The sequence below is a fragment of the Dactylosporangium sp. NPDC049742 genome (genome assembly GCF_040674675.1).
GTDB lineage: Bacteria > Actinomycetota > Actinomycetes > Mycobacteriales > Micromonosporaceae > Dactylosporangium > Dactylosporangium maewongense.
Map to the genome: position 1 here is coordinate 154,846 of NZ_JBFANF010000017.1, position 22,042 is coordinate 176,887.

General features: G+C 74.5%; 17 protein-coding genes. 2 read left to right on the top strand and 15 right to left on the bottom strand.

Features of this window, described 5'->3' with window-relative positions; all coding sequences use genetic code 11:
* Positions 1-24 precede the first annotated feature (24 nt).
* From AB0J72_RS22510 to AB0J72_RS22535, 6 genes are all read right to left on the bottom strand, one after another.
* On the bottom strand, positions 25-843 hold the full coding sequence (locus AB0J72_RS22510) for a hypothetical protein (RefSeq protein WP_363401633.1): 819 nt from the start codon (positions 841-843) through the stop codon (positions 25-27).
* Positions 840-1,961, bottom strand: a complete 1,122-nt coding sequence (locus tag AB0J72_RS22515) for a cysteine protease StiP family protein (RefSeq protein WP_363401635.1) — start codon at positions 1,959-1,961, stop codon at positions 840-842. Before AB0J72_RS22515 ends, AB0J72_RS22510 begins: the two co-directional genes overlap by 4 nt.
* Entirely contained in the window at positions 1,958-3,298 is a 1,341-nt protein-coding gene (locus AB0J72_RS22520) for a phosphoribosyltransferase family protein (RefSeq protein WP_363401637.1), read from the bottom strand. The genes AB0J72_RS22515 and AB0J72_RS22520 overlap by 4 nt, the downstream gene beginning before the upstream one ends.
* Positions 3,295-4,509: an HpcH/HpaI aldolase/citrate lyase family protein gene (locus AB0J72_RS22525; protein ID WP_363401639.1), complete on the bottom strand. Its 1,215-nt coding sequence runs from the start codon at positions 4,507-4,509 to the stop codon at positions 3,295-3,297. The genes AB0J72_RS22520 and AB0J72_RS22525 overlap by 4 nt, the downstream gene beginning before the upstream one ends.
* A 237-nt stretch (positions 4,510-4,746) precedes the next feature.
* A complete protein-coding gene (locus AB0J72_RS22530; RefSeq protein ID WP_363401641.1) occupies positions 4,747-5,322 on the bottom strand; it encodes a TerD family protein in 576 nt (191 codons plus the stop codon).
* A gap of 362 nt (positions 5,323-5,684) precedes the next feature.
* Positions 5,685-5,924, bottom strand: coding sequence for a hypothetical protein (locus AB0J72_RS22535; protein ID WP_363401643.1), 240 nt, complete (start codon positions 5,922-5,924; stop codon positions 5,685-5,687).
* Positions 5,925-6,467: 543 nt separating this feature from the next.
* On the opposite strand from AB0J72_RS22535, the gene AB0J72_RS22540 reads away from it, so the two are divergent.
* Complete coding sequence (locus tag AB0J72_RS22540; RefSeq protein ID WP_363401645.1) at positions 6,468-7,469, top strand: hypothetical protein; 1,002 nt, start codon at positions 6,468-6,470, stop codon at positions 7,467-7,469.
* A gap of 78 nt (positions 7,470-7,547) precedes the next feature.
* On the top strand, positions 7,548-9,989 hold the full coding sequence (locus tag AB0J72_RS22545; protein WP_363401647.1) for a GTPase-associated protein 1-related protein: 2,442 nt from the start codon (positions 7,548-7,550) through the stop codon (positions 9,987-9,989).
* A gap of 22 nt (positions 9,990-10,011) precedes the next feature.
* Here AB0J72_RS22545 and AB0J72_RS22550 read toward each other — a convergent pair whose 3' ends face one another.
* From AB0J72_RS22550 to AB0J72_RS22590, 9 genes are all read right to left on the bottom strand, one after another.
* Entirely contained in the window at positions 10,012-11,625 is a 1,614-nt protein-coding gene (locus AB0J72_RS22550) for an Hsp70 family protein (protein ID WP_363401649.1), read from the bottom strand.
* A 270-nt stretch (positions 11,626-11,895) separates the two neighbouring features.
* On the bottom strand, positions 11,896-13,155 hold the full coding sequence (locus tag AB0J72_RS22555; RefSeq protein WP_363401651.1) for a glycosyltransferase: 1,260 nt from the start codon (positions 13,153-13,155) through the stop codon (positions 11,896-11,898).
* Positions 13,156-13,165: 10 nt separating this feature from the next.
* Entirely contained in the window at positions 13,166-13,426 is a 261-nt protein-coding gene (locus AB0J72_RS22560; RefSeq protein ID WP_363401685.1) for a MerR family transcriptional regulator, read from the bottom strand.
* A 547-nt stretch (positions 13,427-13,973) separates the two neighbouring features.
* Positions 13,974-15,254, bottom strand: coding sequence for a glycosyl hydrolase (locus tag AB0J72_RS22565; protein WP_363401653.1), 1,281 nt, complete (start codon positions 15,252-15,254; stop codon positions 13,974-13,976).
* A 158-nt stretch (positions 15,255-15,412) separates the two neighbouring features.
* Positions 15,413-16,645 carry an endo-1,4-beta-xylanase gene (locus tag AB0J72_RS22570; RefSeq protein ID WP_363401655.1) on the bottom strand — a complete coding sequence of 411 codons (1,233 nt, stop codon included), beginning with the start codon at positions 16,643-16,645 and terminating at the stop codon, positions 15,413-15,415.
* Positions 16,646-16,657: 12 nt separating this feature from the next.
* Positions 16,658-17,269, bottom strand: a complete 612-nt coding sequence (locus tag AB0J72_RS22575; protein ID WP_363401657.1) for a polysaccharide deacetylase family protein — start codon at positions 17,267-17,269, stop codon at positions 16,658-16,660.
* Positions 17,270-17,369: 100 nt separating this feature from the next.
* On the bottom strand, positions 17,370-19,649 hold the full coding sequence (locus AB0J72_RS22580; RefSeq protein WP_363401659.1) for an Hsp70 family protein: 2,280 nt from the start codon (positions 19,647-19,649) through the stop codon (positions 17,370-17,372).
* 127 nt (positions 19,650-19,776) lie between these two features.
* On the bottom strand, positions 19,777-20,670 hold the full coding sequence (locus AB0J72_RS22585) for an adenosine kinase (RefSeq protein WP_363401661.1): 894 nt from the start codon (positions 20,668-20,670) through the stop codon (positions 19,777-19,779).
* Positions 20,671-20,705: 35 nt separating this feature from the next.
* Positions 20,706-21,944 carry a YncE family protein gene (locus AB0J72_RS22590; RefSeq protein WP_363401663.1) on the bottom strand — a complete coding sequence of 413 codons (1,239 nt, stop codon included), beginning with the start codon at positions 21,942-21,944 and terminating at the stop codon, positions 20,706-20,708.
* Positions 21,945-22,042: the final 98 nt, after the last annotated feature.

Sequence of the window (22,042 nt, forward strand, 5' to 3'; positions counted from 1 at the left end):
TGTTCTCCTCTTGTCAGATGTCCCTCAAGGCCGACCGTCACCGGTCTGCGCCACGTACCAGTCCAGAATCTCGTCGCCGGCCGCCGCCCCCGCGGAGGCCGTGGTCAGGCAGTGCGGCGAGGTGAAGCCCGTGAGGTGCAGCTCTCCGTGCGCCGGCCGGATCGCCGCGTGCGCCGCCCGGAGCATGTCGGCGTCCAGTAGGGAGTCCCCGCCGGCGACGACCCGGTCCGCGCCCAGCCGCTCGGCGGCGTGCGCCACCGCCGCGGCCTTGTCCAGCCCGGTGGGCAGAAGATACAGCTTCCGGCCCTGCAGTGAGACCCTCCAGCCGTTGATCCGCCCCCAGCCTGCGGTCTCCTCGGCGAAGTCCGTCAGCCACGGCTCGCGGACCTTGACGGTGAGGTAGATGAAGAAGTCCTCGACCGCGCGGACCGCGTCGAAGCCGCGCTGGTCGCGCCAGCGCTGCGCCTCCCGCCACACGTCGTCGAACGACGCGCCGCCCGCGCCGAGGCGCCCGCGCACCTGCCGCTCCCAGGCCGGGTCGGACTCGCCGTCGACCAGCAGGCGGGCGCCGTTGCACACGACCGCCGCCGCGGGGCGCTGCCCGGGCAGGCGCAGCCGCTGGTACTGCTCGACGGAGCGGGTCGTGGCGGGCACGACCACGCCGGCGTCGGCGAGCCCGGTCCACTGCCGCACGACCCTGGTGGTCATGTACGCGTAGATCCGGTCACCGTCGACGTCGACGGGCACGAGGTCCTCGTCGGCGGGGCGGACCGGCCCGTGCGACATCGCCTTCTCGGAGAAGATCACGGTCCCGTCGAGGTCCGTGGCGACCACGGTCGTCATTGCGTGGCCCCCTTCGGCCCCTTGGGGCGGATCAGGCCGACGCACGCGTAGGGCAGGTCGGCGACCTCGTCGACCGGCACGCCGGTGTCCTTGGCGAGGAGCAGGATGTGGCCGAGCTCGGCGTGCGCGTCCGGTCGGATCAGGATCCGCCACGGGCTGCGGCGCAGCAGCACCCGGGTGGTCTCGCCGACGCCGGGCTTGAGCAGGTTGACGTCGTCGAGGCCGTACTCGGCGGCGAGCCGCACCGCGATGTTCCAGCCGCTCCAGTCGGGGGTGCGGTCGGTGGCGGCGAGCACGGGCCAGTCGGCGGCGACGCCGGCGGCGACCGCCGGGAAGTGCGCCTCGACGGCGTCGAGGAACAGGTTCGACACGTCGCCGGGGGCGAGCTCCCGGTAGAACTTCGCGCCGTGGAACTGGCCGGGCCCGATGTACCGGTCGTTGAGCACCGTCCGCGACACGAGGCCCGACACGGTCGAGTTGAGGCAGGCGGACGGGATGAGGAAGTCGTCGCGGGTGCCGAAGATCTCCGTGCAGCCGCCGGGGTCGGCCAGCACCGCGAGCGTCGGGTCGAAGGGCAGCCCCGCGACGGCCTCGCGCAGCTCGCGGCAGATCGCGCCCTTGCCGGTCCACCCGTCGACGAACATGACCTGGGCCGGGTCGTGGTGCCGGGCGAGGTACCGCATCGCCTCACCGTCGATGCCGCGGCCGCGCACGATCGACACCGCGTAGTGCGGCAGTTCCACGCCGTGCGCGTACTGCGCCCAGCGGCGCATGAGGATCCCGACCGGCGTGCCGGCCCGGGCGAGGGACACGAGCACCGCGTCCGACGAGCGCGCCTTGATGACCAGCTCGGTGACGACGCCGACGGCGTGCGCGACCCGCGCCGCCGACGCGGCCAGGGCCTCGTGGAACAGCTCGAGGTACTCCCCCGTCGGCTGGTACTCGATCGGCAGCGACTCGGCGTAGTGGCCGGCCTTCGCCTGCATCATCGCCTCGCGCTCCTCCGCGGGCGCTTCGAGGGTCACGTGCGAAAGGTCGGTCAGCAGCCAGCTCACCTCGGACGCGGCGTAGGACGAGAAGTCCGGGCCGTGCAGCGGCGGTGGGGGTTGGACGTTCACCGGGTACCTTCCTGCGGATCCGTTGCTCGGGTGACTGCCGGCCGGAGGTCCGGGATGACCACGACCGTGACACCTTGGCAGACTCCGCGCAGCGCCGCCACCAGCCCCCCGTCCTCCCACAGTGCGGGAGAATCGCCGGTCCGGTCGACGACGAGCACGATCCGGTCGAAGCCGCGCACGTTGTACGCGAAGCGGGGCTTGTCGGTGTCGGTGCCGTCGTGCGCGGCGAACGTGAGCCTGGTGCGGATCGCGTACCCGGGCGTGTCGACCGGCAGGACCGGCGAGCGGGTCGTGGAGGAGAAGCGGACCGGCCGGTGCCGGGCGAGCGCGCGGGCCAGCAGCAGCGGCGCGTACATCAGCTCCTCGCTGCCCAGGACCAGCACCGGCGCGTCGGAGTCGTCGGTGGGCAGCCCCGCGGACACCAGCGACGCGAGCCGGTCGGCGGTGTCCAGCAGCGTGGGGCGGTGCACGGCGGCGAACCCGTGCCGGCCGCCCTCGGGCAGGCCGGCCGGCCATTCGGCGTCGATCCTGGTCACGGGGGCGTCCCCGGGTCCCTGCGGCGGCTGCGGTACGTCCAGCGCCGCCACCAGGTCCCGCCCGCGCTCGAGGGCGTCGCCGGGCAGGACGGCCTCACCGGCGGCGAGGGACACCACGTCGATGCGGGTGCCGAGCTCCTCGCCGAGCGCGGCGAAGCCGGTCCGGTCCGCGGCGGTCCGCAGGTCGAGCAGGGCGGCGACGACGTACCGGTCGCGGGGGCGCACGGCGTGCAGCTCACGGATCGTCGCCTGGGCGGTGCGGCCCGTGGTCAGCTCGTCGTCGACGAGGACGAGCGGGCCGTCACGGTCGAGCCAGGCGGCGTCGGCGGGCAGCAGCAGGTGTTCGGTGGCGTGGCTGTGCGCCTCGTCGAACCGGCCCAGCAGCGCCACGCCGGGCACGGACCGGCGGGTGGAGTGCAGGTAGTCGGCGTCGGCGAACGTGTCGGCGACGACGTGCCCGAGGGAGGTGGCGGTCTCGGCGTACCCGACCACCAGCGGCGGCCCGTCGGGGACCTTGACCTCGTCGAAGTCGCGCGTGTCCCAGCCGGCGGCCGGGTCGGTCTCGGCGCCGAGGACGGCGGCCGCCCGGAGGCCGAGGAGCCGGCCCGCGGCGTAGATCGTGTGCGGGTCGGCGGGCACGTGCTTGCCGAGGACCTGCGAGACCACCAGGTGGGCGCGCCGCGGGTTGCGCCGCACGGCGAGGCCCGCCAGGTCGGCGACGCGGGGCGCTTCGGCGTCCGCGTCGACGAGCCGGACGTCCAGGCGCTCCGTCACCCACGTGCCGGACCAGATCTCGCTCACGCGACCCGCTCCCTGCTGCTGACCGAGGCTTCGAGGAAGTCCACGAAGTCGAGGCCCTCGGCGGCCACGCCGAAGATGTCGGCGCGCACCAGGGTCCGCTCCGCCCACGACAGGTGCGGCCGGACCTCGTTCATCTTGTTCATGTAGACGCTGCGCAGCACCCCGCCGCCGCCGTCGCCGGCGTAGTCCTCGCAGATCGACTTCGCGTCGCAGTACTCCTCGTGGCTGACGACGCTCAGCGCGTGCACAGCCGCCGCGTGGCTGGGGTGGATGACGGTCTTGCCGACCATGCCGTTGGCCTTGTCGAGCACGATCTCGCGGATCAGCCCGTCCAGGGACTGGCGCACCAGCTTCGTGCGGAGCATCGGGTCGTGGTCCTCGAACGGCGTGACCCGCAGCTGCGGTTTGAGCACCCGCTCGCCGCCGGAGAAGTACTCCCACACCGGACCCGTCACCTCGTAACCTGCTCCCGTGGCGGGTGACCCCGGGGCGCCCCGGCCCGCCCGGCGGGCCAGCACGTTGACGATGTCGGTCAGGATGCCGGCCACGACGTTGACGTCCCACGCGGTCAGCTCCGCCGTCCGGCGCAGGGCGTAGATGCTGCTCAGATCGGTCGCGCCGACCCTGACGGCCAGGACCCGGTCGCGGTTGCCATCGAGCATGTCACGGACGGCGAGCAGGGTCGGCATCCGGGTCTCCGCGTAGGCGATCTCCGGGGTCTCGAGGACCGGCATCGCGTACAGGGGCAGGCCGCTGCCCTCGGCGATCTCCCGGACCGCCTTCAGCCCCGCCTGGCCGGACTCGTCGGGGCGGAACTTCGGCAGCACGAACCCGCTGAGAATCCGCAGATCGTCACCGAGCCGGTCGGCGAGCCGGTAGATTTGGTCGGAGTGGCGGACCCGCACGAAGACCAGCGGCCCGCCCGACTCCATGCGCGCGAGCAGGCGCAGCTGGTGCGCGAGGTTCAGCTCGGCCTCGTCGACCTCACTGTCGCGGATCGAGTCCTCGAGGCAGCCGACCATGCTCATCACGCCCTCGGCGTGGCAGCGCAGGATGTCCTCGGCCAGGCGCGGCCGCACCGCCGGGGAGTACAGGGTGGCGCCGAGCGCCATGGCGAGCACTTCGGGGGGACTGTCCTGGGAGAACGTGGCAGGCAGCCGGTGGAACAGTGCCCCGGCGGACAACCCGTCCAGGTGGGAGAAGTAGCGCACTCGGTGTCCTTTCTTCTCTGACCCGGGCGGGACTGCGTGCTGCGGTGCCGCCGCGCGACCTGGACCTTAGGTCAGGTTTGTGAATTCGAGCGGCATGGACCTGAAAACCCCCGTGGCGGATATCGGACTGCGTGAGTCTGCGGTCGCTGCCCGTAACGGACCGGTGGGTACGGAACCGCGGGCCGTCCGTCCGTGTGGATGGGCGACCCGCGGCGGTGGTGCTGGGACCCGTCAGGGTCAGACGTTGATGCCGAAGTCCCGGGCGATGCCGGCGAGGCCGGACGCGTAGCCCTGACCGACGGCGCGGAACTTCCACTCGCCGCCGTTGCGGTAGAGCTCGCCGAACACCATCGCGGTCTCGGTCGACGCGTCCTCCGACAGGTCGTAGCGGGTGAGCTCGGCGCCGGTGTTCTGGTCGACGACCCGGATGTAGGCGTTGGATACCTGACCGAAGGACTGCGAGCGGCCGTCCGCGTCGTAGATCGACACGAGGAAGGCGATCTTGCTCACCTCGGCGGCCATGCCGGCCAGGTTGACGTTGATCTGCTCGTCGTCGCCCTCGCCCTCACCGGTCAGGTTGTCACCCTGGTGCTGGACCGTGCTGTCCGGCGACGCGAGGTTGTTGAAGAACACGAAGTGCTTGTCCGAGAGGGACTTGCCGGACTCGCCGCAGATGATCGCGCTCGCGTCCAGGTCGAACTCGGCGCCGGTCGTGGTCCGGACATCCCAGCCCAGACCGACGGACACGGCCGTCAGGCCGGGCGCCTGCTTGGTGAGGCTGACGTTGCCGCCCTTGCTGAGGCTGACTCCCACGAACTCCTCCAACTACTCGGTATGCGGGGCATCCCCGCTGTTGCAAATGCGGTCCGAACCGTCCGGACCTTTTCGAAAGGCCGCCATGAACGTGCCGACTGCCGCGAAAAGAGTCGCAGATCAGTGGAGCCGCCGACGACAGGAGCTATCGATTGCACCGGAAATTCATGTGCGAGTGTAGTGGCTGCCCCCAAGCCCCTGATCAACCTCCCGCGCGGACCCGGCCCCGCCGGGGGCTGGCACGGTCCACGTCGTCGCAGGTCACGGCCGAGCATACCGATCGGGACGGCGACGGCGGCGGCGCTTGGCGCAGGCCCGCGGGCGTTGCTGCGAATTCGCTGGGAACCCGGTCAGGCACCCGGTCAGGGGGTGTCGGCGGGGTCGGGCGCGTCCGGCGCGGCCTGCGCCGGGTCGCCGGCGCGGCCCGGGCGCCAGCCGGCCTCGTTGAGGCGGCGCAGCCGGGCGACCCGCTCGGTCAGGTCCGCGGTGATCTCGTCGGGGCTGGCGCCTTCCTCCATCGCCGCCGACCGCGCGGTGCGCAGCTCCCGGTGCAGCAGCTCGGTGATCCGGTCAGCCGGCGGGTCCGTGGGCGGGGTGGCCATGCCCCTATGCTCCCAGACCGTCGCCCGAAGGGTCGGCCGCAGCCGGGGACCGCCGCGCGGACGCCGGTCCGGCGGCCCTCCCACCGGCGACCGGAAATGCCGGCCAGGTGCAACTGCGCATGACCACCCCTCCACGCTCAGTCCTCGGGCGCGCCCTCACGGCCCGGATGTTCTTTGACGGACGGCACACGAAATCACATTGACCATCGACGATCACATGACCCCAAAGCGGGCGAACCGCACGCATTGGCCGGCACCGTCGGTCGCGATCCACCGCGGTGGCGGCCCGGCCGCCCGGGCAGGGTCGTTCGTTCATGAACGGCGGAAGGCGATCCGTTGACGCCGCGGTGCCGATCGACGGAACCGGTGGCCGAAAGGCCGAGCCGCACCGGTCTGATCGATCTCCGATTCGCCGGTTCGTGCCGTTCCCTTGCAAATATGCAATGCCAGACTGACATGTGCGTGCAACACGGCGATTCGGCGCAGCATCACCTCCTGCCTGCCCGCTCACGCGAGCCTGGAAATTGTCGAAGGGGAATCGTCATGCCTCGACTTCTGGCGACGGCGGCCGATGAGGTCCGCAGCCTGGCCAGGCTCGGCACGCTCGCGGCGACCGTCGCCGGAGCGGACGAGCCGGAGCGCCTCCGGCTGACCGGCGGCGCCTACTCGGTGGTCTACCCGGTCGTCTACACGGGGCTCACCCAGGGCATGGAGCGCAGGCGCGGCCACCCGGCGTGCGCGGTGTCGGTCCGTCACCTGACCGACGACTGCCTGGACCGATTCCACGACGACGTCGAGGCGGTCGTCCACGACGTCGTCCGGCGGGCGACCGCCCCCATCGACAACCTCGACGCGTGGATCTGCGGCCTCATCAACTCCGCGACCGTCAACGGGCACCGCCGCCGGCGCGGCGAGATCGGCGCCCTGCAGCGCCCCCGCGCCCCGAAATGGCTGGTCGACGGGCTCGGCGGCGACCGCTGGCTGGTCCACCTCGCCGTGCAGATGCTCAACTGGGTCGGCAACCCGGTCACCGCGGGGACCAACGTGTGGCCCGTCGACAGCTGGACCATGCTGCGCTGCCGGTTCACCGGCGACTGGGACGCCGCCGCCGACGTGCGCCACGACATCGAGGCGGTGCTGCGGGTCATGCGGACGAAACGGGAGTGGTACGAGCGCTACGTCGAGGGCCCCCTCGGGCACAAGCACGTGCCGGTGCCCCGGTACGCCCCGGAGTGCCCCGCCGGCGACCAGGACACCCCCGCCCTCAGCCTCGTCGACATCGGCGAGCGCGACGACCTGTACATGCGGGAGCTCGCCCACCTGGCGATGACCGCGATGCGCACCCGGCTGCGGGCCGGCGAGGACCCGGCCACCGTCGTCGCCGAGGTCATCGCCGTCGCGTTCGGTGACGGCGCCGTGCCCGCCCTGGACGGCGGGCCCCGCCTGAGCGACACCGCGGGCGACCACGTCGGCCGCATCCTGCGCGACCAGGGCCGCATCCGGGACATCGTGGCCGCGGTGCTGGCCGTCGTCGAGGACCTGTAGACCTTCCGCTCCCTTCTCTGACGGACCGGTCCGTCAGAGAGCGCCGAACCGTGGGGCGGCGAGGACGGGAGCGACGGCATGGACGACGAGACGCGGCGGGAGCGGTCCGCGGCAACCTTCCGCGGGGGGACGCGCGCCGTGCGCACGGTGCTGCTGTACGAGCCGGCGGGGCGGGACGAGCCCGGTGCCGGGGACCCGCCGCAGCCGTCGTTCCGCCACGTCGCGGCCGGCGGCTCGTTCGCCACGACGCTCCGCCGGCACCTGGACGACGCCGGCCAGGTCAGCCACGGCATCGTCACCGACGACCCCGCCGACTACGGCACGCTGCGGCCGGCGCAGCTCTTCGGCGCCCCGCTGTGGTCCCCGCCCCCCGCATCGGCCCCGCCCCTCGCACCGGCCCCGCCGGTCGCATCCGGCTCGCCGGTCGCGGCCGCGCCGCCGGTCGGGTCCGTCCCGCCGGCTGCCGGGGCGCCGGACTCCCCCATGTCACCGCCGCCGGGGCCGCGCATCCCGGGCGGGGCGCTCGCGGGCGGCGGGCCGGCCACGACGCTGACCCCGGCGCTGGTCCGGGAGCGCGTCGTGGCCCAGCCGGGCGGCGCCGCGATGCTCCTGGCGCTGGTGTCCGCCCTGGACCGGGCCGGCGAGCCGGACGCGCCGGTGGTCGTGCTCGTCGGCGCGGAGGTCACCCGGATCGTCGAATGGATCGTCGCCGGCACGCTGCTGCTGCCGCCGGCACGGGCCCTCGCCCTCGGCTTCGAGGTCAAGGCCGGCGACCCCGCCACCGCGGGCGTCCCCGTGGTCGGCGTCGACCCCGCCACGGCCGCCGGGCTCACCGGCCGCGGCTACGCCGTCTTCGACCTGGCGGCCGGCGCGTTCCCGGCCACGACGCCGACGGCGCACGCGCTGCGATGGGTCGGCGGGTTCCTGCAGGACGACCCGCGGGCCGTCGTCGAGGCGCTCGACCTGGCCGCCGCCAGCGGCCTCGAGCCGGACGCCGCCGCCGCGCTCGGCCTCGCCGCCGTGCTGCGCCGCGAGCCGGCTCTGGCGCACGCCCCGGCGGTCGCCGGCTGGTTGCGCGACGGCCCGCAGGCGCTTCGCCGCGCGTACACCGGCGGCATCACCGACATGTTCACCAGCTCCGTCACGGCATGGCCGCGACCGGTCCTCGAGGCGCTGGACGACGCCGCCGCCGACGGGCTCCTGCCGGGGCGGGCCGCCGCCGTCCGGCTGGCGCTGCTGCGCGGCGAGACCGACGCCGCCGCGCTGCGCGCCGAGGTCGCCACCCGCGTGCCGCCCGCGCTGCCCGCCGGCGAGTGGACGGCCGCGGACAACACCACGGCCCGCCGGCTCGTCCTCGCCGCCCTCAACGCCGGGCCCGCGCCGCTCGGGTCGGAGGCGCTGCTGCGGGTCGCGGGCCGCTTCGGCATCGACGTCCAGCCGTCCGACCTCGCCGACCGCGGGCGGGACCTCGTCGAGTTCTGGGCCGGGCACCCGCGGGCCGGCTTCGACCCCGGGCTGTGGCCGTGCGGCGACCGGCTCACGGCCGCGCTCGTCGACGAGCTGACCCGGCGGGTCAAGGCCGTCCCGGTGCGCCGCCACGACATCGCCGCCGGCTGGTGGCGGTGGCTCCTGCCGCGCATCGCCACCCTGGAGCCGCCGCTCGCCGAGGCCGTCCTCGCGGGCGCGGTCAGCGACGGCGGCGCGGACGGCGCCGGCCGCGCCGTGCTCGTCGAGCACCACCTGACCGCGGCGTCCCACGACCCCGACCGGTTCCTGTCGACGGCCGCCGCCCTGTGGAGCCTGGCCGACCCGTCCGTGGACGAGCTGCGGCTGCTCAAGCGCCTGGCGCCGGCGGGTGTGGTGCTGCCGGCGAAGACCCTGGAAGGGCTCATCGGCCGGCTGGTCGGCGACGCGCCGCTGGCGCACGAGGACGTGGACGTCGCCCACCGGCTCGTCGACGCCGGGCTGGTCCCCCGCCACCGCCGGCTCTTCCAGCTGCTCGCCGACGACCGCGCCCTGCGCGCCGTGGTGCGCCGCCTGACCACGGCCCCCGCCGGTCCGGCCGGCCGGCCGCTCGGTGACGGACCGGTCGTCGCGCTGCTGCACGAGCTGGAGGAGCTGCCGGCCCGCCTGGTCGCGCTGCACGCCCCCGGCGTGGCCGCCGCCCTCGCCCGCAGCGCCCCGCCCCGCGAGCTCCTCGCGGTCCTGCGCCGCCACCCCGGCGTCGTCGAGCACTACGTCACCCTGCTCAGCGACCTGCTCCGCAAGCCGGGCGACGAGCGGCACGCGGTCATCGCCTACCACCTGATGCACAACAACGACAGCCGCGGCCTCCGCCCCGTCCTGACCGCCCCCGTCCTGCGCTGGGCGACCCGCGCCTCGAGCCGCCAGCTGCGCCGCGTCGGCGAGCTCATCGCCGGCTTCGGCCCCGCCTGGTCCGCGTCGTGGGCGGCCTACCTGGAGCACGTCCGCTCGCAGCGCCGCATCTGCCGCCTCATCCACCCGTTCGGCAACCACTGACCGCGCCCCGGCGCGGCGGGCGTCACCGGCGGGCGCGGAGGGCGGCCAGGTTGCCGGCGGCGAGGAGGGTCAGCAGCGTGACCGCGATCCAGAAGCCGGGCCCGGTGCCGACCATGTCGCCGGGCGTCCGGCCCTCCGGCAGGCGGCTCTGCTCGGCGACGGCGGCGGCGAGCCGGTCGGTGACGAGCAGCTGACCCGCGACGAGGGCGAGGCCGGCGAGCCCGGCGAGGACGGCGGCGGCCACCCGGCGGCGCCGGTCCTGCGCGAGCCCGACCGTGACGGCGAGGACGGCACCGAGCAGCAGGAGTCCGGCGATGTACGACGGCTGCGGCGCGAGCCGGTCCGGCCGCCGCTCGCCGTCGGGGCGGAGCTGGTCGGACGCGACGTCGGGGGTCCCGCCCGACGCGAGGTCGAAGCCGGTGTACTGGGTCGTGCCGCCGGGTTTCGCGCGGCCGTAACCGTCGGGGAGTCCACAGGAGACGGTCGCGAACGGCAGCGCGAAGCACAGCAGGATCAGCAGCACCGTCGCCGGGCTCAGCCACCTGCGCCGCAGCGGCGTGGCCGCCGGTGGCGCCGGCGGCGGGTGCGCGCCGGGGTCGGCCGCGGCCGGCGGCGCGGTCGCGTGGAGGGCGCCCTCGGCGACGACGGTCTCGGGCCGTTCGACCGTGGTGGGCGCGACGCCGAGCCGCGCGTGCAGCAACCGCGCCAGCGACGGCAGCCGGCTGCCCCCGCCGACGAGCAGGACCTCCGCCGGCTCCCCGCCCTCGGCGCCGGACGCGGCGACGAGATCGGCGGCCAGCTCGGCGACCGGGGCGAGGAGCGGGGTGGCGACCGACTCCAGCTCCTCGCGGGTCAGGTGCGGGTCCGACGGGTAGCCGGGGACGTGGACGGGGGCGACGCTGAGCCGGGACAGGCTCTCCTTCGCCGCCCGCACCTCCTGCCACAGCAGCAGCCGGTCGCGGCGGTCGGCGGCGGTCAGCGGCGACTCCAGCCGCCGCCAGGCGGCGGGTGCGGCCGCGCCCACCACGGCACCCAGGACGCCGACCAGCGCGGCGTCGACGTCGAGGCCGCCGACGTCCAGGCCGCCCTGCGCCACCACCTGACCGTCGCGGACCACGGCGAGGTCGGCGGTGCCGGCGCCGAGGTCGACGACGAGCAGCGCGGCACCCGGCGGCACCGGGGCACCCGCCGCGGTCAGGTACGCGGCGGCGGCGAGCGGCTCACTCACCAGCTCCACCGCACCGAGCCCGGCGCGCGCGGCCGCCTCGGTGAGGACCTCCCGCCGCGGCGCGCCCCACCCCGCGGGCACGGTCAGCACCACGTGACCGCCCGGCGCGCGGGCGGCGACCACGCGGAGGACCGCGGCGAGGGCGTCGGGGACGGCGACGGCGTGCGGGCCGAGCAGGACGGTGCCGTCGTCGATGCGGCGCTTCGGGTTGGGTTCGAAGGCGGCCGGGTCGGCGCGGGCCAGCCGCTCCGCGTCGAGGCCCGCGACCAGGGCACCGTCCGCACCGGCGTGGACCGCGGACGGCAGCTGCTCCCGGCCGTCGAACAGGACCGGCCGGATCCGGCCGTCGGCGCCGCACACCACCGCGACCGTGCTGGAGGTGCCGAGGTCGATGGCGAGCCGGTCCACGACCAGCAGCGTACGCCCGCCGGCCATCGACCGCCGCGCACGCAACGACCGCGGGACACCCACCGGCCGTCGGCACCGCCGCACACCCCACCGACGCGAGACACTCACCGGCCATCGGCGCCGCGCACCTGACCGCGGCGGGACGCCCACCGGCATCGGCCGCCGCGCACCTGACCGACGCGGAGCACCCGCCGGCCGCCGGCGCGCACAACCGGCACGGGACGCCCATCGGCCACCGGCCGCCGCCGCCGGAAGCCCGGCGGGGCGGCGCTACACGATGGCGGCCAGCTGGGCGGCGACCTCGTCGGGGTGCGGGCGGGCGGCGATGCTGGCCTTGAACCTGCCGGCGGTCACCCGCAGCCCGTAGTCGGACAGGAGGCGGCGCAGCTGGTCGGCGGTGATCGCGGACGCCGACATCGCCCAGCCGGCGCCGGAGCGCTCCACCACGCCCGCGTTGTGCCGGCGGTCGCCGGGGCCGGGGACGACGAGCTGCGGGACGCCGGCGGCGAGCGCGCCGAGGACGGTGCCGGCGCCGCCGTGGTGCACGACGGCGTCGAGGGTCGGCATGAGCGCGTCGAGCTGCACCCATCCGGTGGTGTACACGTTGCCCGGCAGCGGGTCCGGCAGCCCGCGCTCGGGGCGGACGAGGAGGATGTCGGCGTCGACGCCGGCCGCGACGGCGACGATCGCACGCATGATGCCGCCGCTGCCCGGCCCGTCCACGGTGCTGCGGGTGACCGCGATCCGCGGGCGCGCCCCGGCGGGCGGCAGCGGCGTGACCGGCTCGCCACCGGGGCCCGCCGAGCCACCCGGACGCACAGCGGCGCCGCCCACACCAGCGAACGGGCCGCCCAGCTCCGCGGACAGGCCGCCCGAGAGCGCGGCGGAACCGCGCAGGTCGGCGAACGGGCCGCGCGGGTGGGCGGGCGAGCCGGTCCGGTTCGGGGACAAGCCGACCGGCAGGCGCCGCATCGGCAGGCCGGGCCGCTCCCCCACGAGCTCGGCCGGCGCGATCTGCACCACGGCCGCCGGGTCGGGCAGGCCGTCGACGCGGTGCCGGCGCAGCGCCGGCCCGGCGGTCACGGCGGTGAGGACGGCGCCGTCGAAGAGGTTGTTCTCGTGCCGGACGGCGGGGACCCCGCGCCGCGCGGCCACCACTGCCCCAGCCACCGCGAGGGGCTCGTGCACCACCAGGTCGGGGCGGAACCGGTCGGCGGTCGCCGCGACACCGTCGACGAGCTGCTCGTTGACGGTGCCGAACAGCAGGCCGACGCCGCGGGTCCCGCCGGTGCCGGCCAGCTCGGCGCGCGCGACGAAGGGGTGCCGCAGCATCGTCCGCCGGGCGATCCGGGCGAAGGAGAAGCCCGGCGCGACGTCGACGACCGGCAGCTTCGCGGTCCGCCCGGCGGTGAGCGCGTCGGCGGCGGTGGCGATCAGCACGTCGTGCCCGGCCCGCCGGAACGCCTCAGCGAGCGGCACGAGCGGCAGCATGTGGCCCAGCAGCGGCGCGGACACGAACAGCACACGCATGGGGTGGACTCTAATCGATCTCCTCGGATCGCAGGTCCCGGATGGTGCGTTGGGCCGCTTCGAGCTGGTCCTCAAGGTCGATGATGCGGCACGCCGCCTCGAGCGGGGTGCCGCCGTCGCACAGCTCGCGGGCGCGGGCGGCGAGCCGCAGCTGGTGCCGGGAATACCTGCGGTGCCCGCCGTCGGAGCGCAGCGGGCTGATGAGCTTCAGGTCGCCGAGACGGCGGAGGAAGTCGTGCGAGACGCCGATGATCGCCGCTGCGCGGCCCATGGTGTAGGCGGGGAAGTCGTCGTCGTCTAAAGGATGGTCCGAGGGGGACACTTCACCTCCGCGTCGAGGGCCCCGGCGCTCTCGCGCCGGGGCCCAGGGTATTGGGTCGTTACACCATCTACCGACACGAATGCCGGATTGTCATGTCCACACCTGCCGCGATGTGCGGCGACGGTGCGGGGATCGCATCTGCCAGACCGGAGACCACCTCTCGTTCGATGGATACTGCGGTGCTCGCCGGACCGTGTGCACGGTCCACAGCGGGCGATCCAACGGTGTGAACCCTCCCCTTTCTCTCGTCGTTCCCTTCCAATCGTGCCGGACGAGTCGCAGCCAGTCGCGGCTCTGTCCCTTCACCCTCGGAGGGGTGGCATCGTCAGCGTCGTTTTCCGACTCTCTTGACCCCAGTAACGCTACCCCCGTCCACCACGAAAATCTAGCGCCGACGTACCAGGTTTTCTTGCTTCACCCATGCGGGTTCACTGACGGCGAACCGCCGGCACCGGCCGCCGGGCAGTGGTACAGCCCCACCGCGGCGAGGTGGCCGTCAGCCGGCCGCGCGGTAGGCCTGCCCGGCGGGGGTCGGCGTGGTGCCGTCCTTGTACAGGCCGTAGGGCAGCGAGTCGCCGACCGCCGGCAGCGAGAACCAGGCGTATCGTTCGATGTAGGACGTCGCCTGCATGCGGGTGGTCGTCGCGGTGATGAACGCGGTGATCTGCGCGGTGTTCGGGAACTTGGGCGTGCCGGAGAAGTTCATCAGGCCGTACTCGGTGACCCAGATCGGCAGGCGGTACCGGTCGTACACGGCCTGCAGGTAGCCGGCGAACTGCCCGGCGGCGGCGTCGCTGAAGTCGGAGCCGTACCAGTGCAGGGTGATGAAGTCGACCCGCCGGTTCTGCTGCCGCGCACCGGTCATGAAGCGGTCCAGCCATCCGCCCGGGGTGTTGCCGCCGTACGCGACGGCGGGGCTGCCCAGCCGCATGCCGGTCGACTCGAGCCGCGGCCACAGCGAGAGGGCCTGCTCGACGGTCATGTTGGCCTGTCCGGCCAGGTCCGGCTCGTTGAAGCCGAGCAGCACCTTACCCTCGCTCTTGGCCTTCGCCAGGGTCGAGTCGGTGACGTTGGCGGCGCCCCAGATCATCGGCACGAACTCCGCGGCGGCGGGCATGCTGTCGTTGCTCGGCGACCAGTTGTAGTACCAGCCGGCGCCGACGTTCGTGACGGCCTGCGACAGCCCCGGGAACTCCCAGGTGCTGACGCCCTTCTTCTTCGCCGTCACCGGCGGCTGGGACGAGCCGGGCGGGGTGGTCGGGCCGGTCGGGGTGGTGGTGCCGCCGGGCAGCTTCCAGGCCTGGTTGGCGCCGCCGGTGCAGGCCCAGATCTGCAGGCGGGTGCCGTCGGCGGAGCTGTTGCCCGACGCGTCCAGGCACTTGCCGGAGTTCGGGTTGACGAGGCGGCCGCTGCTCGCCGTCCACCGCTGCGCGCCGGTGCCGTTGCACGCCCACAGCTGGACCTTGGTGCCGTCCGCGGTGCCGGACGCGGCCACGTCGAGGCACTTGCCGAGCGCGCGGACGCTGCCGTCGGACTCGACGGTCCACTGCTGCGCGCCGGTGCCGTTGCAGGTGTACAGCTGGACCGCGGTCCCGTTGGCGGAGTTGGCGCCGGCGACGTCGACGCACTTGCCGCCGATCCCGGTGATCGGCCCGGCGGTGGCGGCAGCGGCATTGGTGAGCCCGAAACCGAGCCCGACCACGCCGAGCGCGGCGACGGCGGCGGTCGAGACGATGAGCGCGAGGGTCCGTCGGCGGACGGTCCGATGGAGCTTCATGCGCTCAAGCTCGCCGATGCGTTCGGGCACGTCAAGCCGGAGAACCCGACTTCATCAAAGTCTAAGCCAAACTTGAGAGAGCGCTCTCCGACCTGTCTTTCCGGAGCGGCCCGCGCTGTCCGGCGTCGCCGCCGCAACGCCGGACAGCGGTCCCGGGGTTACCGCCGTGGCAGCTGCCGCGGCGCCTGCGGGATGCGCGGCTGGACGAGCGGCGGCCCGGCCGCCACCAGGTCACCCTGCACCGTCCGCAGCGACTTCTTCGGGTTGTACGAGGCGTCCCACAGGCACCCGAGACCCTCCGGCGGGCTCTTGAACCAGCCCGGGATCCACGAGTACCTGTCGGTGAAGCCCCACACCGTGAACGACAGGCAGTGCCGGTTCATCAGGCACGCCTGGAGCAGCACGTGGTAGTTGTACGCGGCCGCCTGGTCCCGGGCGGCGACGTCGGCACTGTTGGCGGGCAGTGTCTGGTCGTCGGCGTTCTGGGTGAGGCTGCGCGCGTCGACCTCGGTGAGCGCGACCGCGAGGCCCAGGTCCGTGAAGCGCCGCAGCGCGTCGGCCACCTGGAAGACGTCGTAGTTGCCGTACCGCGTCGACAGGTGCCCCTGGCTGCCGACACCGTCGATCGGCACGCCGCCGGCCCGCAGCCGCTTGACCATGTCGTAGACGAACTGGGTCTTGTCACCGGCCCCGCCGTCGCCGAACGCCTCGATGTTGTAGTCGTTGTAGAACAGCAGCGCCTTCGGGTCGGCGGCCCGCGCCGCCCGGAACGCCTCGGCCAGGTAGTCCGGGCCGAGCAGGTCGGCCCACTTCTGCTTGAACGACCCAGCATTGCCGCCCAGATGGATGGCGCTGGGCGTCTCCCACGGGTCGCTGACGGCCTCGTTGACGACGTCCCACTGCCAGATCCGGCCCTTGAAGTGCGTCACCACGGCGGTGATGTGCTGCTTCAGCAGCGCGCGCAGCTGCGGGCCGTCGATCGAGCCGTCGTTGATGCCGGCGCTCAGCCAGCCCGGCACCTGGCTGTGCCAGACCAGCACGTGCCCGCGGACCAGCTGCCGGTTGCGCACGGCGTTGTCGATCAGCGCGTCGGCCGGCCCCCAGTTGTACGTGCCGCGGGTCGGCTCCAGGCTCTCCCACTTCATCGCGTTCTCGGCGGTGACGGTCGAGAACTGGGTGTCGACCATCGTCTTGTAGGTGGCGTCGGCCGCGTACGCGGCGGGGTCGACGGCGGTGCCGAAGGACAGCCCGTGCCGCGCGGCGAGCGAGCGCAGCGTCTGCTCCTGCGGCTTCGCCGGCGTGGCGTCGTGCGCCGACGCCGCGACGGTGCCCAGCGAGCCGGCCGCCACGACGGCGAGGACGCCCGCGTGCACCAGTCTTCGCAATCGCATGCATGCTCCGTTTCAGGGTGAACCGTCGGGCGCGACCGCCCGCCCGGTGGCGGTGGAGATCATGCCGGCGCGCAGGCCGCGGGCGGTGAGGTCCGCGACGATCTGCGGCACGGCGTCGATCGTGGCCTGGTGGCCGTCGTGCATGAGCAGCACGCCGCCCGGCTGGAGCGTCGAGGCGGCCCGCACGATCCGGTCCGTGCCCGCGCCGTTCCAGTCCTGCGTGTCGACGCTCCACAGGACCTCGGTCAGCCCGAGCCCGGATGCGACTGCCTGCAGGGCGGCGTTCGTCTCGCCGTACGGTGGCCGGAACAGCCTCGGCGTGGTGCCGGTCGCCCGGCGGACGGCCCGCTGGGTCCGCGCCAGCTCCGAGGTCATCCGCGCGGTGCCGAGCCGGGTCAGGTGCCCGTGCGTCCAGCTGTGGTTGGCGACCCACATGCCGGCCGCCCGCTGCGCCCGGGCGAGCGCCGGCGCGGCCTGGACGTGCCGGCCGACGTTGAAGCACGTGGCCCGCACCCCAGCCGACCGCAGGGCGTCCAGCAGCGCGCCCGTCGTCGCCGGGTTCGGCCCGTCGTCGTACGTCAGGGCGACGTAGCCGTTGCCGGCGCGGCTGTCCACATGGGTCACGGGCCCTCCGGGTGGCGGGTTGGCGGCGGGGTGCTTCGTTGATATCCGCCGATTCCCGGCCCGGGAATGAATTTCGGAAGCTTTCGAAAGCCCTTGACAGCTACGGCGCGCTGACGGTGCTCTGCTCGATCAGCGCGATGAGGTCGGTCCAGTCCTCGACCAGCTGCGCCTGGTCGATGCGGGCGAGGCGGCGCTGCGCGCCGCGGCCGGCGGTGGCGTCGGCGAGGTGCCGGCGCAGGACGTCGTCGACCTGGTCGATGGTGGAGTGCTCGCCGAGCAGGTCCTCGGCGCCGTCGAGGTCCAGGTACACGACGAGCTGGGCGCACAGGTCGCGGCAGCGGCAGACGAAGGACGGCAGCCAGCGCTGCGGCGGGCCGCTGAGGTGCTCGACCAGCAGCTCGAGGTCGAAGTGCAGCTCGTCGCCGCCGTCGGCGCGCACCTGCCACGGCGGCGTCGCGATGAGCCGGTCGGACGGGTCGGCGGCGGCGTGCCGGGCGAGCGCGGCCGGGTCGGGGAAGAGCAGCAGCCGGCCGTCGGGGTCGGCGGCGAACACGTGCTCGAACGCGTCGCCGCCGTGCAGCTGCCCGCGCAGCGTGACGCCATGCAGGCGCGGGGTGACGAGCTCGATCAGCTCGACGTTGACGAGCACGGTGCCGTCGGACCCCGGCGGCGCCGTCCAGACCGGCCCGTCCGGCCGCGGGACCTGCCATGACTGCTCGCCCTGCCACGCCGGAGGCTGCCCTTGTGGCGGCTGCGGCAGGTGTACGGGCGGCGCCGGCCACTGCTGCTGCGGCGGCACCCACTGCTGCCGCGACGGGACGGGCGTCTGCTGTGGCGGGACGGGTTGCTGGGGCGGCCATCCCGCGGGCTGTGCGGGAGCGGGCGGATGCGGTGGCCACCCCGCGGGCTGCTGCGGGACGGGCGGCTGCTCCGGTGGGGGCTGCTGCGGTGGGGCCTGGTGGTGCGGCCATCCCGTGGGCTGTGCGGGAGCGGGCGGATGCGGTGGCCACCCCGCGGGCTGCTGCGGGACGGGCGGCTGCTCCGGTGGGGCCTGGTGGTGCGGCCATCCCGTGGGCTGCTGCCATCCGGGCGCCTGCGGCTGTCCGGGCGGCACGGGCTGCGGCTGGACCTGGCCCGGCACCGGCGGACCGGACGCCGGCATCGGTGGTGGCCACGCGGGGGTGGGGGCCTGCGGCGCGTACGGCGGCGGGGACAGCGGCACCGCGCCCGAGGTGTCGCCGCCGGAGATCGGGACGGGGCCGGTCCAGCCGATCGGGCGCTGACCCACCGGCGGGCCGGCGGGCGGCAGGCCGGTCACCATCGGGTCGATGCTGCCGGCGGCGACCACCAGCTCGGGCTGGTCGATGACGGTCGGCGCGATGCCCAGCGCGCGGTGCAGCATCGTGGCGACGAGCGGCATCCGGCTCGCGCCGCCGACGAGGATGACCGCGCCGAGCGGGCGCAGCGGCACCGGGCACTCGGCGAGGGTGGCGGTGACCGCGGCGACCGTCCGCTGGATCAGCGGCGCGGCGAGGCCGTCCAGCTCCTCACGGGTGAGGATCTGGTCGGTGTCCAGCAGCGGCAGGTAGAGCAGCGCCGAGCTGGTCCGGGACAGCATCTCCTTGGCGTTGCGGACGTCGTCCCACAGCTGCCGGCGGGCGGCCCGGTCGGCGACGGTCGCCGGGTTGTCCAGGCGGGCCCACAGCTCCGGCGCCCCGGACCGGCGGCGCAGCAGGTCGACGATCGCGGCGTCGACGTCCTGGCCGCCGGTCTCGTCGAGGCCCGCGCTGCACAGCACCTCCATCCCGCCCGTGCCCGGGCCGCCGCCCACCGGGCCGTGGCGGACGACGGCGACGTCGAAGGTGCCGGCGCCGAGGTCGTACACGAGGAGGTCGGCGGGCGCGGGGCCGTGCCGCCGCAGGTGGAACGCGGCCGCGGCGACCGGCTCCGGGACGAGCCTGACGCGGGCGGGGTCGAGGCCGGCGGTGGCGGCGGCCCGCAGGAGCGTGGCGCGGCGGCCGGGGCCCCACGCGGCGGGGTGGCAGACGGTGGCGCCGGTGACGCCCGTGCCGCCGATGCGCCGCGCCTCGGTGACGACGCGGTGCAGCAGCGCGCCGAGCAGCGCCTCGACCGTCACCTCGGCGCCGAGCAGCACGACGCCGTCGTCGATGCGGCGCTTCGGGTTGCCTTCGAAGCGTTCGGGCCGGGCGCGGGCCGCGTACACGGCGTCCCGGCCGACGAGGAAGTCCCCGGCGTCGCCGGCGTGGACCGCGGACGGCAGCAGCGGCGCGCCGTCGAAGAGGACCGGCTCGGGCGCCCCGCCGTCGCGGCGCAGGAAGGCCACGGTGCTGGACGTGCCGAGGTCGACGCCGAGCTCCACCGCTGACCCCGCTCTCCCCCGTGCCGTCCGACCATCGAAGTCGCGCACCCCGGCGGGTGTCAAGCCGCCGGGCGGGCGCAGGACCCCGCCGGAGCGGCCGGCCGTGACCGGGCACGCGCCGGGACGGTCAGGCGGGCCCGGACGCGCGCCGGAGCAGGTCGGCGGTGGTGATCGGGTCGACCTGGGTGCTGGGGACGGTGCACGCGTGCGCGCCGGCGACCGCGCCGTACCGGGCGCAGGCCGCGGCCGGGGCGCCGGCGAGGTGGCCGTACAGGAACCCGGACACGAACGCGTCGCCGGCGCCGTTGGAGTCCACGGCCGGCGCGGGCAGCTCGGCGACGGGCACGTGGACCACGTCCGGCGCGCCCCGCTCGAGCAGGTACGCCCCGTCCGCGCCGGCCGTCGCGACCGCGATCCGCGGGCGGCCCATCGCGAGGACCCGCCGCAGCGTGCCCGGCACGTCCGGCAGCGCCGCCGCCGACATGAAGACGAGGTCGGCGCCGCGGGCGAACTGCTCGTGGTACGCGTTGACCCCGTCCCAGTCGTGCAGGTCGGTGGAGACGGTCACGGGCAGCCCGGCGAGCACCTCGACGGCGTGCTGGCACGGGTGGGTGATCGACACGTGCACGTGCCGGGCGGATCCGGCCAGCGACAGCAGCAGCTCGGCGGGGAAGAGGGCGGCGTCGTCCTGCCGGCTGCCGTCGTACAGCGACAGGCGCCGGCCGAGCGGGTCGACGAGGTTCACGGCGCGCTTCGTGCCGGCGGGCGTCGGCACCGCCACGAACCGCACGCCGCGCCGCTCGTGCAGGTCCCGCACCAGCCGGCCCTCGGGGTCGTCGCCGAGCACGTCGAGGTGGGTGGTGGGCAGTCCCAGCGCGTGCAGCCCGAGGGCGACGCCGTCGCCGGTCTGCCCGGCGCGGGTCTGGATCGCCGGCACCAGGTAGCTGTCGGCGAACGGCAGCGGCAGGCTCGGCACGGACACCACCGTGTCCACCCCCGCCCCGCCCAGAACAAGGATCATGCCCCCGACACTAACGCCGGGGGCACGAGCGACCATTAGCGCGGGGCGGTCCAGTCGGTGGCGACGCGGCCCAGCCGGACCCGCTGCGGGTGGTCACCGACGGCGACCGAGGCGACCTTCTGCCCCGTGGCGAAGCTGATCGCGGTGACCTGGTCGGCGCCGGACTCGGAGATGACGCAGTCGCGGCCGTCGGCGCTGACGGTCGCCCAGTACGGCTTGCTCGCGGTCACGAGCGGGCCCGGCGTGAGCGTCGAGCGGTCCACGACGGTGGCGTAGTCGTCCATCGTGCCGGCGACGCAGACCCTGCTGCCGTCGGGGCTCATCGACAGGCCGTGGTGGCGGGAGTCGTTCACCCACGTGGTGCGGTCCTCGCTGGTGGCGGGGTTCTTCGGCAGCGTCGCGATCCGGGTGATGCGGTCGGCGGCGACGTCGTACTCGACGAACCCGTTGAAGAACGACACCTGGAAGTACAGGGTCGACTCGTCGGGCGTGAACACGGCCGGGCGCACCGCGTCGGACAGGTCCGTGCGGCCGTACGCGTCGAGCCGCTGCCGCATGTCGATCACCTTCGCGGTCTGGAAGGTCGCGGTGTCCACGACCGTGATGTGCCGGTCGCCCTTCGTCCAGTCCAGCCACGGGTCGTCCAGCGCGGTGTTGACCTCACCGATCGACATGTTCCACAGGAAGCGGCCGCCGGCGGTGTAGACGTTCTCGTGGGGTTTGTCGCCGGTACCGAAGGACCCGACCTGCCGCCCGGTCACGATGTCCAGCACGTGCACGGTGTTGGAGGTGGAGGCCGACACGGCGACCCGGGTGCCGTCGGGCGAGACGGCCATGTGGTCGGAGCGGAACCCCGACACGGGGAAGCGCCACCGCAGCGCGCCGGTGCGCAGGTCGATCGAGACCACGTCGGCGAAGCTCGGCCGGGACACGACGAGCGCGGAGCCGTCGGGCGTGGTGTACATGTCGTCGACGAGCTGGTCGTGGCCCTCGCCCGGGCCCTGCTGGACGCCGAGGTAGAAGGCGAGCTTGACGGGGTTGAGGTAGATCTCCCACAGGCGCTGGGTCTTGTCCGGCACGACGTTGATCCGGCCGAGTCTGGTGTACGCGCCGCTGGGCCGGATCACGTCGACCGTGCCGTCCCAGTTGTTGCCGACGAACATCACCTGCTGCAGGGTGGCGGCAGCGGCAGGTGCGGAGGCGGTGATCGGCACGAGGGTGGCGGCGGCGACGAGACCGGCGACGAGCGCGCGGCGGGCTCGCTGGAGTGTCACGGGGCTCTCCTGACGGCGGGGGGCGTTGTTACCTTGCGGTAACAGAAAAGCCGCGGTACAAACGCATCGATAGTCGTCAGAGTGCAACGCCCGGCGGG